The sequence below is a fragment of the Dokdonella sp. genome (assembly GCF_049593775.1).
Classification (GTDB): domain Bacteria; phylum Pseudomonadota; class Gammaproteobacteria; order Xanthomonadales; family Rhodanobacteraceae; genus Dokdonella.
The window spans coordinates 1-13510 of sequence record NZ_JBAWHJ010000080.1 but is presented as its reverse complement, the minus strand read 5'-3'; the positions used below and the strand labels follow the sequence as shown (position 1 = coordinate 13510).

The 13510-nt window shown below is 62.0% G+C and carries 15 protein-coding genes; 13 read left to right on the top strand and 2 right to left on the bottom strand.

The window, feature by feature from the left end; translation table 11 throughout:
- The 3 genes from glnA to WBP53_RS02810 form a co-directional block, all read left to right on the top strand.
- Window positions 1–1158, top strand: a 1158-nt coding sequence (glnA, locus tag WBP53_RS02820) for a type I glutamate--ammonia ligase (protein WP_423925719.1), incomplete at its 5' end; no start/stop codon positions are given.
- Window positions 1155–1643, top strand: a complete 489-nt coding sequence (locus tag WBP53_RS02815) for a hypothetical protein (protein ID WP_423925717.1) — start codon at window positions 1155–1157, stop codon at window positions 1641–1643. The genes glnA and WBP53_RS02815, both read left to right, overlap by 4 nt.
- Window positions 1640–3253: a tetratricopeptide repeat-containing sulfotransferase family protein gene (locus WBP53_RS02810; protein WP_423925715.1), complete on the top strand. Its 1614-nt coding sequence runs from the start codon at window positions 1640–1642 to the stop codon at window positions 3251–3253. The genes WBP53_RS02815 and WBP53_RS02810 overlap by 4 nt, the downstream gene beginning before the upstream one ends.
- A gap of 121 nt (window positions 3254–3374) precedes the next feature.
- Here the strand turns inward: WBP53_RS02810 and WBP53_RS02805 are convergent, their stop codons facing one another.
- Window positions 3375–4094 carry a ComF family protein gene (locus WBP53_RS02805; RefSeq protein WP_423925713.1) on the bottom strand — a complete coding sequence of 240 codons (720 nt, stop codon included), beginning with the start codon at window positions 4092–4094 and terminating at the stop codon, window positions 3375–3377.
- A 71-nt stretch (window positions 4095–4165) separates the two neighbouring features.
- On the opposite strand from WBP53_RS02805, the gene bioB reads away from it, so the two are divergent.
- The 9 genes from bioB (at window position 4166) to WBP53_RS02760 (ending at window position 11638) form a co-directional block, all read left to right on the top strand.
- Window positions 4166–5197 carry a biotin synthase BioB gene (gene bioB / locus WBP53_RS02800; RefSeq protein WP_423925711.1) on the top strand — a complete coding sequence of 344 codons (1032 nt, stop codon included), beginning with the start codon at window positions 4166–4168 and terminating at the stop codon, window positions 5195–5197.
- A 53-nt stretch (window positions 5198–5250) separates the two neighbouring features.
- On the top strand, window positions 5251–6426 hold the full coding sequence (bioF, locus tag WBP53_RS02795; RefSeq protein ID WP_423925709.1) for an 8-amino-7-oxononanoate synthase: 1176 nt from the start codon (window positions 5251–5253) through the stop codon (window positions 6424–6426).
- The gene (bioH, locus tag WBP53_RS02790) at window positions 6423–7199 is read left to right on the top strand and encodes a pimeloyl-ACP methyl ester esterase BioH (protein WP_423925707.1); all 777 of its coding nucleotides are present in this window, start codon (window positions 6423–6425) and stop codon (window positions 7197–7199) included. The genes bioF and bioH overlap by 4 nt, the downstream gene beginning before the upstream one ends.
- Complete coding sequence (gene bioC, locus WBP53_RS02785) at window positions 7196–8080, top strand: malonyl-ACP O-methyltransferase BioC (protein WP_423925705.1); 885 nt, start codon at window positions 7196–7198, stop codon at window positions 8078–8080. The genes bioH and bioC overlap by 4 nt, the downstream gene beginning before the upstream one ends.
- A 398-nt stretch (window positions 8081–8478) precedes the next feature.
- Window positions 8479–9315, top strand: coding sequence for a hypothetical protein (locus tag WBP53_RS02780; protein WP_423925703.1), 837 nt, complete (start codon window positions 8479–8481; stop codon window positions 9313–9315).
- 198 nt (window positions 9316–9513) lie between these two features.
- Window positions 9514–10347 (top strand): hypothetical protein, encoded by an 834-nt coding sequence (locus WBP53_RS02775; protein ID WP_423925701.1) that lies wholly within the window; start codon window positions 9514–9516, stop codon window positions 10345–10347.
- A 15-nt stretch (window positions 10348–10362) separates the two neighbouring features.
- Window positions 10363–10779: a VOC family protein gene (locus WBP53_RS02770; RefSeq protein WP_423925699.1), complete on the top strand. Its 417-nt coding sequence runs from the start codon at window positions 10363–10365 to the stop codon at window positions 10777–10779.
- 22 nt (window positions 10780–10801) lie between these two features.
- Entirely contained in the window at window positions 10802–11083 is a 282-nt protein-coding gene (locus tag WBP53_RS02765) for a DUF427 domain-containing protein (RefSeq protein ID WP_423925697.1), read from the top strand.
- Window positions 11084–11260: 177 nt separating this feature from the next.
- Window positions 11261–11638: a YbjQ family protein gene (locus WBP53_RS02760; RefSeq protein WP_423925721.1), complete on the top strand. Its 378-nt coding sequence runs from the start codon at window positions 11261–11263 to the stop codon at window positions 11636–11638.
- Window positions 11639–11872: 234 nt separating this feature from the next.
- On the opposite strand, the gene ltaE is transcribed toward WBP53_RS02760, so the two are convergent.
- Window positions 11873–12886 carry a low-specificity L-threonine aldolase gene (gene ltaE / locus WBP53_RS02755; protein WP_423925696.1) on the bottom strand — a complete coding sequence of 338 codons (1014 nt, stop codon included), beginning with the start codon at window positions 12884–12886 and terminating at the stop codon, window positions 11873–11875.
- A 163-nt stretch (window positions 12887–13049) separates the two neighbouring features.
- Between ltaE and WBP53_RS02750 the strand changes: the two genes are divergently transcribed.
- The coding region (locus WBP53_RS02750) for an SLC13 family permease (protein WP_423925694.1) at window positions 13050–13510 on the top strand (461 nt) is incomplete at its 3' end.

The following is a 13510-nucleotide window of genomic DNA, read 5'->3' as shown; positions in this document are numbered from 1 at the left end:
ACCCTGATCATCACCTGCGATGTGCTCGAGCCGCATACGATGCAGGCCTATTCGCGCGATCCGCGTTCGCTGGCCAAGCGTGCCGAGGCCTACCTGAAATCCACGGGTATTGCCGACACGGCGTTCTTCGGACCCGAGCCGGAATTCTTCATCTTCGATTCCGTGCGCTGGCAGGTGGACATGGGCAAGGTCGGTTTCGAGATCGATTCCGAGGAAGCGGCCTGGTCTTCCAACAAGCGCTTCGAGGCCGGCAACAGCGGACATCGTCCCGGTGTGAAGGGCGGCTATTTCCCGGTACCACCCGTGGATTCGCTGCAGGATCTGCGCAGCGAGATGTGCAAGGTGCTCGAGCGGCTTGGCCAGGTTGTCGAAGTGCATCACCATGAAGTGGCCACCGCGGGTCAGTGCGAAATCGGCACGCGCTTCAATACGCTGGTGCGCAAGGCCGACGAACTGATCACGATGAAGTACGTCGTGCGCAATGTCGCGCACCAGTACGGCAAGACGGCGAGTTTCATGCCCAAGCCACTGGTCGGCGACAACGGCTCCGGCATGCATGTGCACCAGTCACTGGCCAAGGGCGGCAACAACATCTTTGCCGGCGATCTCTATGGCGGGTTGTCGCAGACCGCGCTCTGGTACATCGGCGGCATCTTCAAGCATGCACGCGCTCTCAACGCATTCACCAACTCCTCGACCAACAGCTACAAGCGTCTCGTTCCGGGATTCGAAGCACCGGTCATGCTGGCCTATTCGGCGCGCAACCGCTCGGCCAGCTGCCGCATTCCGTTCGTGAACAACGCCAAGGGCCGGCGCATCGAAATTCGCTTCCCGGATCCGGTCAACAGCGGTTACCTCACCTTTGCCGCCCTGCTCATGGCCGGGCTCGACGGCATCCTCAACAAGATCGATCCCGGCGCGCCCTCGGACAAGGATCTTTACGACCTGCCGCCCGAGGAAGAGAAGAACATTCCGACCGTGTGCCATTCGCTTGACCAGGCGCTGGACGCACTCGACAAGGATCGTGCGTTCCTCACCGCCGGTGGCGTGTTCTCGGATGACTTCATCGATGGCTATATCGATCTCAAGATGCACGAGGTCACGCGTTATCGCGCCGCCACGCATCCGATTGAATATCAGATGTACTACGCGGTTTGACGCGTCGCGAAAGCCAGTCGCAGGAAATCGAGAACAGGCGCAGGAAGCGCCTGGAGCCGACCATCGGCCACATCGATCTCAAGATTGATCCGGACGAACGTGCGCAGGCTCAATCGGCGGCACGCTGGCGCCGGTTCCGTCGTGAGCTGGTCAACTGGATGCTGGTGATCAGCCTGTTTGTCCTGCTGGTCGCTGGCTGTGTCGGCGCTGCCGTATTTTTCGGGGTGTTGCAATATCCGCAGGATTTCACCTTCGTGAAGCTGCCCGGCGCGCTGATCCTCGCTGGATTCATTGTCCTCTACCTTGCCCAGATCACCGGTGCGGTGCTCGCGTTCCAGTCCAGCCTGGTTTCCGGGTGCCTGTCCCTGCTGATACCGGGCTATGTGTTCATGATCCTCAAGCGTGAAGGCAGCTATTGGCCGATTGCCGGAAGCTGGTTGCTCGGTGTCCTGCTGGTCTCGGTGGGCGCATGGTTGCTGGCGTGAGTACGGCAGATCTGACTGCGCCGCTGTTGCGTCTTGAGCCATTGCTGGCAACGATGAATGTCAGCGGTATTGCCGAACTTTTCCAGCGCCTGCGATCAGGAACGGCCAGCGAACAGGAATGGATTGGCAGTGCCGAACCGTTGCTGCGCGCGGATCCGCTATCGGCATCAGTCCTGCTCCAGGCAGCAACCGACCACCATCCCGAATGCGCGCAACTGCACTACCTGCTCGGCAACGCGCGACGCATGTGCGCAGAGAAGCCCGAAGCCGAGACATCACTGCGCCGGGCGATCGCGCTGGATCCGGCCCATGCCAACGCCAGCCTTTCGCTGGCCTACCTGTTGCGCGAACAGGCACGCATGCGGTCATTGGCGGAGGTCATGCTGGCCTTGTGGCGTCACGAATCGCGAAGCCTCGACAGCGACCGGCGTACGCTGGGGTTTCTTTGCGAGTGTGAACGATTCGCTGAAGCGGAAACGCTGGTCGAGCCCATGCTGGCATCACATCCGGACGAGCCGAGCCTGCTGCGTCGCGCAGGAGAAATTGCACTCGTGCTCGGGCGCTTCGAAGATGCGCGAAACTTCTTGCGCAAGGCGCTCGCGATTGATCCGGCCCAGGCTTCGGCCTGGTTGCGACTGGCGCACACGCATCGTTTCGCCGCACAAGACGACCCCGACCTTGTCTTTCTGCGCGAGGGTGCGGCACGAAAGGACCTCGCGGAAGACGCCGATACGGCGATCGGATTCGCCCTGGGCAAGGCGCTCGATGACCTTGGCGAGACTGGCGAAGCCACTGATGTGCTCAGACGAACCAATTCACGATGGCACGACAACCATCCCTGGGATGCAAATGCCTTCGAGGAATTTGTCCAAGCGCGACTTGCCGCACCTGTCTTGACCGCTGTCCCGCATGCTCAGGATGGAGTGCCGATCTTCATCGCCGGATTGCCGCGCTCGGGTACGACCCTCGCCGCAAGCCTGCTTTCGCGGGGTGAAGGCATCAGAAATCGCGGTGAACTGAACTGGATTTCCGCGCTCGCAAGTCGACTTGGAGACAATCCGACGGCGGAGATGCTCGCCGGCGCTGGCCGCTACTTCATGATGCAGTTGCAGCAGGACGACGCGCCTGCGCGTTATTACATCGACAAGAATCCTCTCAATTTCCGCCATCTTGACCTGATTGGGGCGATGCTTCCGCAAGCCCGGATCATCCATTGCCGTCGCGATCTTCGTGATACGGCGTTGTCGATCTGGAGCCAGCACTTCGCCCACGGGGACATGGCGTGGAGCTATGCGTTCGATGACATTGCCCGTTTCGTCAACGGGTATCAACGCCTGATGTCACGCTGGCAGACGGTGATGCCGGATCGTATTTTCGAACTCGATTACGAAGCGCTTGTGAGCGATACCGACTCAACGCTTGAACGACTGCGTCAGTTCCTCGGCCTCGACCCGAGCGCAATATCGCAAGGATCCCCGGGCAGGCCTGATGAAGTCATTGCCACGGCCAGTGTCTGGCAGGCTCGGCAGAAGATCCACAGCAGATCAGTCGATCGATGGCAACGATATCTCGAGTATCTGCCGGAGCTGGATAATTCCGCTTTTGGATAATGATTCCGCTGGCCTGGGTTTCGGCATCCTGCATCAAGTCATCCCGGCACGCGCCGATCTACTGAAAATCCGGGACACGGCATCCACCTGCGCCAACTCGCTGGTTCGGATGCAGGACATTTCAACGCCGCGCCGGAGCCCTCGCCAGAGCCCAGACATCAACTCTGGCCACACCGGCCTTGCGCAGCACCTGCGCGCATTCACGCAAGGTCGTGCCGGTGGTCATCACATCATCGAGAATCGCTGCGTGGCCGGGGAGTTCGGCACCGGATGAGAGCTCGAATGCCCCTCGCAGATTGCGTCGCCTTTCCCTGGCATCGAGGCCAGTTTGCGCCAGGGTGCTGCGCGAGCGGACCAGCGAGCTGAAATCCAGGGGGATCTCCAATGCCCGCGCCAGTGGCTTGGCCAGCTCGAGCGACTGGTTGTAGCCGCGTTCACGCAGGCGATCGGGGTGCAGGGGAACACAGTAGATGCGCTCGGGCAGTTCCGCGCGCAAATCTCCATGGGCAGCCTCGATCATCAATCCGCTCAAGGCTTTTCCGGCAGCCAGATCACGACGGAACTTGAATCTGGCCTCAAGCAGGTCGAGTGGATGGGCATACCGGAATGGCGCCCAGGCGCGCGCGAAAGGTGGCTCGCGTCGCAGACAGATGCCGCACTCGGCGGCGGGATGCTCCAGGGGCAACGCACAGCGCTGGCAGCAACAGTCGTTGCGCGGCATGTCGGCGTGGCAGGCCGCGCACAGACCGTGGCCTGGTTCGGCATGTGCGCCGCATAACAGACAACGTGGTGGCAAGACCACGTCCAGCAACCGTTTCAGGGTTCCGTCAACTTTTTTCATCCATGCCAAGTTGACAGTCTCCGATGCCGAACCCAGACTCGCGCCACTTTAGCGAAATCCGGTGATTGTTGATGTCCACCATCCGCCACGACTGGTCCCGCGATGAAGTCCTCGCCATTCTCGGACTGCCCTTCGCCGATCTGATGACCCGGGCCCAGGCTGTACATCGGACCAACCACGATGCCAATGCCGTTCAGGTATCGACCCTGCTCTCGATCAAGACGGGAGGCTGTCCCGAAGACTGCGCCTACTGTCCACAGGCAGCGCGCTACTCAACCGGGGTCAAGGCGGAAAAGCTGCTGGCACTGGAGACCGTCGTGAAGCGTGCGCGACAGGCGAAGGCCGCTGGCGCGACACGTTTCTGCATGGGAGCGGCGTGGCGCTCACCCAAGGATCGCGACGTGCCCAAGGTTGCTGCCATGATCCGCGCGGTGCGCGACCTCGGCCTGGAAACCTGCGCCACGCTCGGCATGCTGTCCGCAGAGCAGGCCGATGCATTGCAGTCCGCCGGACTCGACTATTACAACCACAACCTGGATAGCGCGCCGGAGTTCTATGCCGACGTGATTCGCACGCGTGATTACCAGGATCGCCTCGACACGCTCGGTCACGTACGCAAGGCCGGCATGAAGACTTGTTGCGGCGGAATCGTCGGCATGGGCGAAACCCGTGAACAGCGTGCCGGCTTGCTGCAAACCCTGGCCAACCTTCCCGAGCATCCGCAGTCGGTGCCGATCAACCGCCTGGTCCAGGTCGAGGGCACGCCACTGGCAGGGACAACCCTGCTGGAACCGTTCGAGTTCGTGCGCACGATTGCTGCCGCGCGAATCATCATGCCGGCTTCGATGGTGCGCTTGTCGGCCGGTCGGGCCGAGATGAGCGACGAGCTGCAAGCGCTGTGTTTCCTTGCCGGAGCCAATTCGATCTTCTACGGCGAGAAGTTGCTGACCACCGGCAATCCCGATGTGCTTGCCGACCAGAACCTGTTCAGTCGACTTGGCATCCACGCGATGCAGATCGACGTCCCTCCTGATTCGCGAACCGTGCATGCGGATATCGTGGAACAGCAGACCCGATTCGCGGTCGAAGCCACTACCGACTGAGCCTCCCATTGGCCCATGCAGATGCACAACCAGCCGATCGCAACGTGTCCTACGTGAGCAGGCCATCCCTGCTCGACCGCCTAGCCCGGGCTTGCGACTCGCGTGCGCAAAGCTCCCTGCTGCGCCGAATGCGCTCGGTGAGCGCGGTCGAGGGCATGCATACGGTCATTGACGGACAGCGCCTGCTCAATTTCGCCAGCAATGACTACCTCGGTCTGGCCCAGCACCCGGCCCTGATAGAAGCAATGAACCTGGCCGCACTGCGCTGGGGTGTTGGTACTTCCGCAGCACACCTGCTTGGCGGCCATCGCGAGGAGCATTCCCTGCTTGAGGAAGACCTTGCCGCGTGGACCGGCCGCAAGCGTGCGCTGTTGTTCTCGACCGGCTACATGGCCAATCTGGGCGTGATGCAGGCCCTGGTAGCTCCGCGCGATGTCTGTATCCAGGACAAGCTCAATCACGCCTGCCTGATCGATGGTGCACGTCTGGCAGGCGCGCGCCTGAAGCGGTATCGGCATGTTGATGTCGGAAGTGCGCGCCGCCAGCTCGCCGCCGACCCGAGCTCTGCTGCCCTGCTCGCCACCGATGGCGTGTTCAGCATGGATGGAGACATCGCCCCGCTGGCAGAATTGTCGGCCCTGTGCCGTGAGCAGCAGGCCACGTTGATGGTCGATGATGCCCACGGGTTCGGCGTGCTCGGTGCGACCGGAGCGGGAAGCCTCGAGGAGGCCGGGCTGGGTCAGGACGCCGCGCCCGTCATGATGGCGACCCTCGGCAAGGCATTGGGCGTCGCGGGTGCTTTTGTTGCCGGCTCTGGGGACTTGATTGACGGACTGGTGCAGTTCGCACGCACCCAGATCTATACGACGGCCATGCCGCCCGCACTGGCGGCGGCCACCCGGGTCGCGATACGCCTGACGCGTGAGGAGAGTTGGCGGCGTGACACGCTGCACCACCTGATCAGGCAGTTCCGCGAAGGTGCTGCAGCGCGGGGCATCGCATTGGCTGACTCCCGCACGCCGATTCAGCCCGTGCTGATCGGGGGCAACAACGATGCGTTGCGGGCATCGGCGCAGCTTGAGGCGGCGGGGTTTTTCGTTCCGCCGATACGACCGCCAAGCGTGCCCGAAAACTCGGCGCGCCTGCGCATCACCCTGTCGGCGGCACACGAGGAATCGCAGATCGAGCAACTGCTCGATGTGCTGGCAGGCATCAAGACCACACCATGAGTCCGCATATTCGCGTTACCGGCGCAGGCCCGGACCTCGTTCTGATCCATGGCTGGGCCATGCATGGAGGCATTTTCGCGCCGCTTGCCGAGTTGCTGGAGCAGCACTTCCGGCTTCATCTGGTGGACTTGCCCGGACACGGTCATAGCCGCGAGTTCGAGTCCGGGTCGCTGGATCCTGGCCGCCTTGCCAGCGCCATCGCCGCGCGGACGCCACCCGCACTCTGGCTGGGTTGGTCGCTCGGCGGTCTCATCGCCCTGCGCGCAGCACTGGATATCCCGAACCAGGTGCCAGGCCTGATAGAAGTCGCGTCGAGTCCACGCTTCGTACGCGATGACGACTGGCCACATGCCGTATCTGCAGGGATCTTCCGTGAGTTTGGCAGCGCCCTGGTGGAGGGCTTTCGCCCGACTATCGAACGTTTCCTGGCCCTCGAGACACTGGGCTCGGCACACGCCCAGGAGGAGTTGCGCAACCTCAAGGCGCATGTGTTCGAGCGCGGGGAACCATCGGTCGACGCATTGCAGGAGGGGCTTGATGTGCTGGAGGCTTTCGACGCCCGTGGCGAACTGGCCAGACTCGGCATGCCGAGTTTATGGATAGCTGGCCGCCGTGATCGGCTGGTCACTCCCGCGTCAATGCGCTGGGCCGCTACACAATGTCCATCCGGCGAGTATCTCGAACTTCCCTCGGCACACGCTCCGTTCCTGAGCGATCCCGATCGCGTCGCATCTGCGATCATGGCGTTTTCGGATTCTCTGGTACCCGCATGAGCGGAATATTCGACACAGGCCAGGTGCGCCGCGCATTTGGTCGAGCCGCCTCCAGCTACGATTCGCATGCCGTCCTACAAGATGAAGTGCAGCAACGCCTGCAGGAGCGACTCGACGACCTGCACGTCGCTCCGAAGACCATACTCGATGTCGGCAGCGGTACCGCGCGCGGCACGGCCCGCTTGCGCAAGCGCTACCCGCACGCGCAAACCATCGCGCTTGATCTGGCACTCCCGATGTTGCGCGCGGCCAGGAAGCATCGTAGCTGGCTGCGACCGTTCTCGCGCGTCTGTGCGGATGCCGAAGCATTGCCACTCTCCGAAGCGAGTGTCGACCTGTTGCACTCCAGTCTGTGCCTGCAATGGTGTGGACAGCTGGGTACAGTCCTCGACGAGTTTCGTCGCGTGCTGCGGCCACAAGGCACCTTGCTGTTCAGAACCTTCGGACCACAGACATTGCATGAGCTTCGCGATGCCTTTGCCGAAGTCGACTCGACACCCCATGTCAGTCGTTTCCTCGACATCCACCAGGTCGGCGATGCCTTGCTCGCGGCCGGATTTCGAGATCCGGTCCTTGAACGCGACTCCTTTGCCGTGACCTATTCGGACGTACTCGGCCTGATGCGCGAACTGCGTGCAATTGGCGCGACCAACGCCGATACCGATCGATCGCGTGGGCTGACCGGCAAGCAACATCTGAATCGGGTCGTTGCAGCTTATGAGAAGTTTCGGCATGACGGTCGGCTTCCGGCCAGCTATGAAGTCGTCTACGCGCAGGCCCGCGCCCCGGAAAGCAGCCAGCCACGACGATCCGAAGACGGGGGTGCCATTGCAAGCTTTCCGATCGACCGACTCCGCGGATCGCGACGCAGCCGAACCTGATCAACCAAAGCCGATCCGATGTTCCAGCGAACGGCACGTTTCGCCCAAGTGGCAAGCCTGCCGTGGAGTTCCCCGGAGCACTACCTGACTGGTTCCCCCGGATGCGCGGCCGCAGGCCTGGTGAACTGATGCCTCCCCCTGGGTGCCGACTTTCGCCTTGCCGCAAACGGCATGTGCTTCGCGGTCCTCGGGCTCGTGGTCTGGACAGCGCGTAATCCGCGGTTGTCGCTGCCGGCCCGATCGGCTCGCCCGCCAGCGAAAAATCATCTGGCGTTGGCCGCCCAAAGCGCGGAAAATGCCGCCTCCCCGAGACCTGCCTTTCCGTCTTCGCCCGACACGCCTAGAGCGCCAGGCATGTGACGCTTGGCGGGTCTGCGCATGTCCCTGAGGCACAGCAGATGGTTGATTTCATATTCGAGCAGAACAGCGTGCTGATCGCAGGCTCGGTACTCGTGTCGATGGTGGCTGCGATCGAGACCGGTTTTCGCATAGGTCGACGCAGTGCCGAAGGCGCCAGCGCATCAAGCCTGTCGCATGTCGGGGCCATCCAGGCATCCCTGCTGGGTGTGCTTGCGCTGCTGTTGGGCTTCACACTGTCCCTGGCATTGCAGCGTTTCGATACCCGCAGTCAGGCCGTAGTCGATGAAGCAAACGCCATTGGCACCGCGGCGCTGCGCGCGCAACTGCTGCCAGCATCGATACGTGGCGAGGTGGTCGAGCGCATGCGGCGGCACGTCGAACTGCGTATCGATGCTGGCGGGATCGACATGGTCCACCCGGCTGAGCGCAGCAAATTGTTGAACCGGACCAATGAAAACCTCGACCAGCTATGGAGTCTCGCTGTCGTGGCGGCGCAGGAAAATCCCTCGCCGGTGACGACCGGACTGTTCATCCAGGCCCTGAACGAGATGATCGATTCCTTTGGCCGACGCGACGCCGCGCTTGGGCGACACGTGCCGCAACCGGTTCTTCTGCTGCTGTTTGGCACCTTCCTGCTCACCGGCGGCGTAGTGGGATACGCGTCCGGAGCGGCCGGTCACCGACCTTCCGCAGCCACTCACGTCCTGGTCGTCCTGATAGTAATCCTTGCGTTCGTGATCCTTGATCTGGATCGTCCGCGGCGCGGATTGATCCGGGTCGACCAGTCCAGCCTGATCCAGCTCTCGCTATCCGTGAACGCTTCAGGCTCCCCGGCGGATCGAAGATCCTTGACGCCGCCTGAGTCCGGCCAGTAGCAAGCGCCTGGAACCGGACCCTGCCTTGGCCGGCATCGGGCGGAGACTGCGATTCACGAGTCCACACAGGCATGGCGCGCGATCCGGAATTGGTGAAGACTAGCGTTTGAAAGCCGTGCAGGGCGCCTCGACAAGGCGCGTCGGTGTACGCAGATGTTCACATGGGTAATTGGCTACCGTATCGACCGGGTGGAATGAATGCTTGATCTGATTTTTCAACAGAACAGCCTGATTGTTGCGGCTGCCATCTTCATCGGCATGACCGTGGCCGTGGAATTCGGCTTTCGCGCGGGCAAGCCGGTGCAGGTGCGTGAAAGCGAAACGACGCGAACCCACATCAACGCAATCCAGGGATCCCTGCTCGGATTCCTCGCCCTGATCCTCGGATTCACGCTGTCCCTGTCACTGCAGCGATACGACAACCGCAGTCAGGCGGTGGTTGATGAAGCCAATGCCATTGGCACCACGTGGCTGCGCGCGCAACTGCTCCCGGATTCGGTGCGCAGCCAGGTACAGGCCAGTCTGAGCGAGCACGTAAACCTTCGTGTTCGCGCTGGCAGCATCGATCTGGCTCATGAATCGGCTCGCACCGCCCTGCTGGTGGAAACCAACCGGAATCTGGATTCGATATGGAAGCTGGCTTTGCAGGCCGCCGCGGAAACCCCGGAGATGGTCGTGTCCGGGCTATTCATCCAGGCGCTGAATGACATGATCGACTCGTATGGACGCCGGGATGCTGCACTCGCCCGACACGTACCCAACGAGATCCTGCTACTGCTTTTCGCCACGTTCGTGCTGACCGGGGGCGTGGTCGGATACGCAGCGGGCGTGGCGGGTCATCGACCCTCGGTAACGACCTACGTGCTGGTAATGCTGATCGTCGTGCTTTCGTTCGTGATCATGGATCTTGATCGTCCCCGGCGCGGCATGATCCGCATCGACCAGAGCAGCCTGGTCGATCTTGGCTCGGCCATCGCCACGGGGCGTGACCCCAGCCAGGGCACTTCTCGTGCCGTGATTGGTCGTCCCTGAGACGCATCACAAGTCATGATCCGCATTCGCGAAATCGATCACCTTGTGCTGCGCATAGTCGATCTCGATGCGATGCTGCATTTCTACTGCAATGTGCTCGGCTGTACGGTCGAGCGGCGCAAGGATGAAATCGGCCTCGTCCAGCTACGAGCCGGCACCAGCCTGATCGATCTTGTACCCGTTGATGGCCAGCTCGGCCGGGCGGGTGGCGGCGAACCCGAACCGGGCAGCCGCAACCTCGATCACTTCTGCCTGCGTGTCGAGCCGTTCGACGAGACCGCAATTCGCCAACATCTTTCCACATTCGGCGTCAGCGCTGGCCCGCTTGAAACGCGCTATGGTGCCGAGGGCAACGGGCCTTCCCTGTATCTCGATGACCCTGAAGGCAACGTGGTCGAACTCAAGGGACCGCCCGGCCCGGGTGATGCCTGACAGCGGACAAAGTGGAGGTGACATGAAAGCCATCTGGAATGATCAGGTGCTTGCCGCCAGTGACGATACGGTCGTGGTCGAGAACAATCACTACGATCCGCCCGATTCGCTCAATCGCGAATTCTTTGCCGGAAGTGCAACCAGAGCGCATTGTCCGTGGAAGGGCGAAGCCCATTATTTTTCGCTGCGCGTGGATGGCAAGAAGAATCGCGATGCCGCATGGCTCTATCCGTCACCAAAGGGCGCCGCGAAGGAATTTGCCGGAGGCATCGTGTTCTGGAAGGGCGTGTCGGTAGTTCGCTGATCAGGCGCCCGACACAGGCTGCGACGAAAGCACAGGCTCCTGCTCCACAGCACGCTGTCCGCGCACGCCAACGGGCCGCGTCTGGGCATTCCTTGGCATGATCTGCGCAACCACCCTTTCAGAGGATCGTCCGATGTCGATCCGTACCTCGGAGAATGGAACATGCAGACCCTGAACCTGACGGACGACGGCAACAGCCTGGGCGCGTCGAAAACAACCGCGTTGACGAATGCGATGATCACCACGGCACTCGAGCTGCCCGGTTATCGCATCGTGAAAAGCCTCGGCGTGGTCAGGGGTCTTACCGTACGTTCGCGCTCAATCGTCGGGAACTTCATTGGTGGTTTGCATGCGCTGTTCGGCGGCAACATCACGGTCTACACGACACTTTGCGAACAGACCCGCGCGGAAACTTATCAGCTGATGATTCGACAGGCCCGAATGCTGGGCGCAAACGCCATCGTCGGCATGCGTTACGACGCGACCGAGTTGATGCCCGGCATGGCCGAGGTTCTATGCTACGGGACAGCCGTTGTCGTGGATGCCGTTGAGTGATGCACGGCGGGTGTTCATGCCATTGGTCGGTTGCTCCAGCCCAACGCCCAGCTTCCCGATCCACGCGCGCAGAACGGCAAGACCGACCTGATAAAGTCCATGGCACGCAACTCGCGAATATCGAGAAGCGCTGGGGCAAGAGGCCTTGCGCAACTGGACAGGTTGCTCAAGGCCAACGGACTTTCGAAGCTTGCGGAGACGCGTGATTGCCTTGCAAAAGCGACCTTCAAGCGATCAGGCGAAAAACTGGCCGAACACTTCAATGGTGCGCTCTATGGCTGCGTCATCGATGTCCAGGTGCGTCACCAGGCGAACACCGGGCAGGTAGCCAATGCTGGCTCGAATGCCCGATCCGGTCAGATGCGCATCAAGCGCACGCAACCGATCGGCCGGCAGGTCGATGAACACCATGTTGGTGAAGCATCCCTGCACCTGGATCGATCCCATCCTGCCAAGGCCTTCGGCCAGACGTTGAGCACGCACATGATCTTCTGCCAGTCGGGCGACATGATGGTCGAGCGCATGCAGTCCCGCGGCGGCGAGAATGCCTGATTGACGCATTCCGCCGCCGAGCATCTTGCGCCAGCGCCTCGCCGTACCAATCAGCGCTTCCGAACACAGCAGGACGGAACCGGCTGGTGCGCCCAGCCCCTTGGAAAGGCACACCGAAACCGTATCGAACGGCGCAGCCAGTTCGTGCGCCGACAGTCCAGTGGCGACCATTGCGTTGAAAAGACGCGCACCGTCCAGATGCATTGCGAGTCCGTGAGAGCGCGCCCAACGGGCCGCGTCGATCACGTACTCCTGGGGCAGGACACGACCGTGCCAGGTATTTTCCAGCGCCAGCAGGCGCGTCCGCGCGAAGTGTTGGTCGTCCGGCTTGAGTGCCTTTGCCAGAGCCTCAAGTGGCAGGCTGCCGTCAGCGGCATTGGCAATCGGTTGCGGCTGGATCGAACCGAGCGCGGCCGCCCCGCCGGATTCGTACTTGTAGGTATGCGCCTCCATGCCGACAATCATTTCTTCGCCCCGCTGGCAATGCGAGAGCACGGCCACCAGATTGGCCTGGGTTCCGCTTGGCACGAACAGGCCGCGATCAAACCCGAATTCCGATGCCATGCGCTCTTCCAGAGCTCGAACCGTGGGGTCTTCGCCGTAGACGTCGTCGCCAACTTCGGCGGCGGCCATGGCGGTGCGCATGGCCGGAGTCGGCAGGGTTACGGTGTCACTGCGTAGATCGATCGGCTTCATTGTTCGAGGCAGGAAGTATGAACAGGAGTCGATGGTATCGCGAGGCGACCCGGCGATCGCAGGTTCAAGGTATTGTTGGCGATTCACCAGGTCATGCAAGCGCAATGCGTTTAACCCTTTCAACGCGCCCGTTGGCGCTCTCGACCAGCGGAGCCGGGTCAGCATGAGTACCGCCCAGATCACCATCCTCGCGATACTCGTAGCAACCATGGTTTTCTTCCTCTGGGGTCGCTTTCGCCATGACGTCGTGGCGATGGCGGCCTTGCTGGTCTGTGTCGTTGCCGGCGCAGTGCCCAGTCGCGAGGCGTTCTCCGGGTTTGGCCATCCTGCGGTGATCACGGTCGCCTGCGTACTCGTGCTCGGTCACGGCCTGCAAATCACTGGCGTGGTGCAGGCACTGGCCAAGCGCCTGTTGCCAAAATCGGCCGGGCCAACCATGAGCATCCTTTCGCTTATCGGGCTTGCAGCCGTGTTGTCGGGATTCATGAACAACGTCGGTGCGCTGGCCTTGCTGATGCCGATCGCCATCCAGATCGCGGCGCGGCAGAACCTGCCGGCCGGAAAGCTGCTGATGCCGCTCGCTTTCGGCTCGATCCTGGGTGGCATGACCACCCTGATCGGAAC

Excerpts from the sequence above, each read along its gene's own strand:
- WBP53_RS02770 (WP_423925699.1), top strand. The coding sequence starts at position 10,363 with ATGATCCGCATTCGCGAAATCGATCACCTTGTGCTGCGCATAGTCGAT.
- bioB (WP_423925711.1), top strand. The coding sequence starts at position 4,166 with ATGTCCACCATCCGCCACGACTGGTCCCGCGATGAAGTCCTCGCCATT.
- WBP53_RS02805 (WP_423925713.1), bottom strand. The coding sequence starts at position 4,094 with ATGAAAAAAGTTGACGGAACCCTGAAACGGTTGCTGGACGTGGTCTTG.
- bioH (WP_423925707.1), top strand. The coding sequence starts at position 6,423 with ATGAGTCCGCATATTCGCGTTACCGGCGCAGGCCCGGACCTCGTTCTG.
- WBP53_RS02780 (WP_423925703.1), top strand. The coding sequence starts at position 8,479 with ATGGTTGATTTCATATTCGAGCAGAACAGCGTGCTGATCGCAGGCTCG.
- ltaE (WP_423925696.1), bottom strand. The coding sequence starts at position 12,886 with ATGAAGCCGATCGATCTACGCAGTGACACCGTAACCCTGCCGACTCCG.
- bioC (WP_423925705.1), top strand. The coding sequence starts at position 7,196 with ATGAGCGGAATATTCGACACAGGCCAGGTGCGCCGCGCATTTGGTCGA.
- WBP53_RS02775 (WP_423925701.1), top strand. The coding sequence starts at position 9,514 with ATGCTTGATCTGATTTTTCAACAGAACAGCCTGATTGTTGCGGCTGCC.
- WBP53_RS02765 (WP_423925697.1), top strand. The coding sequence starts at position 10,802 with ATGAAAGCCATCTGGAATGATCAGGTGCTTGCCGCCAGTGACGATACG.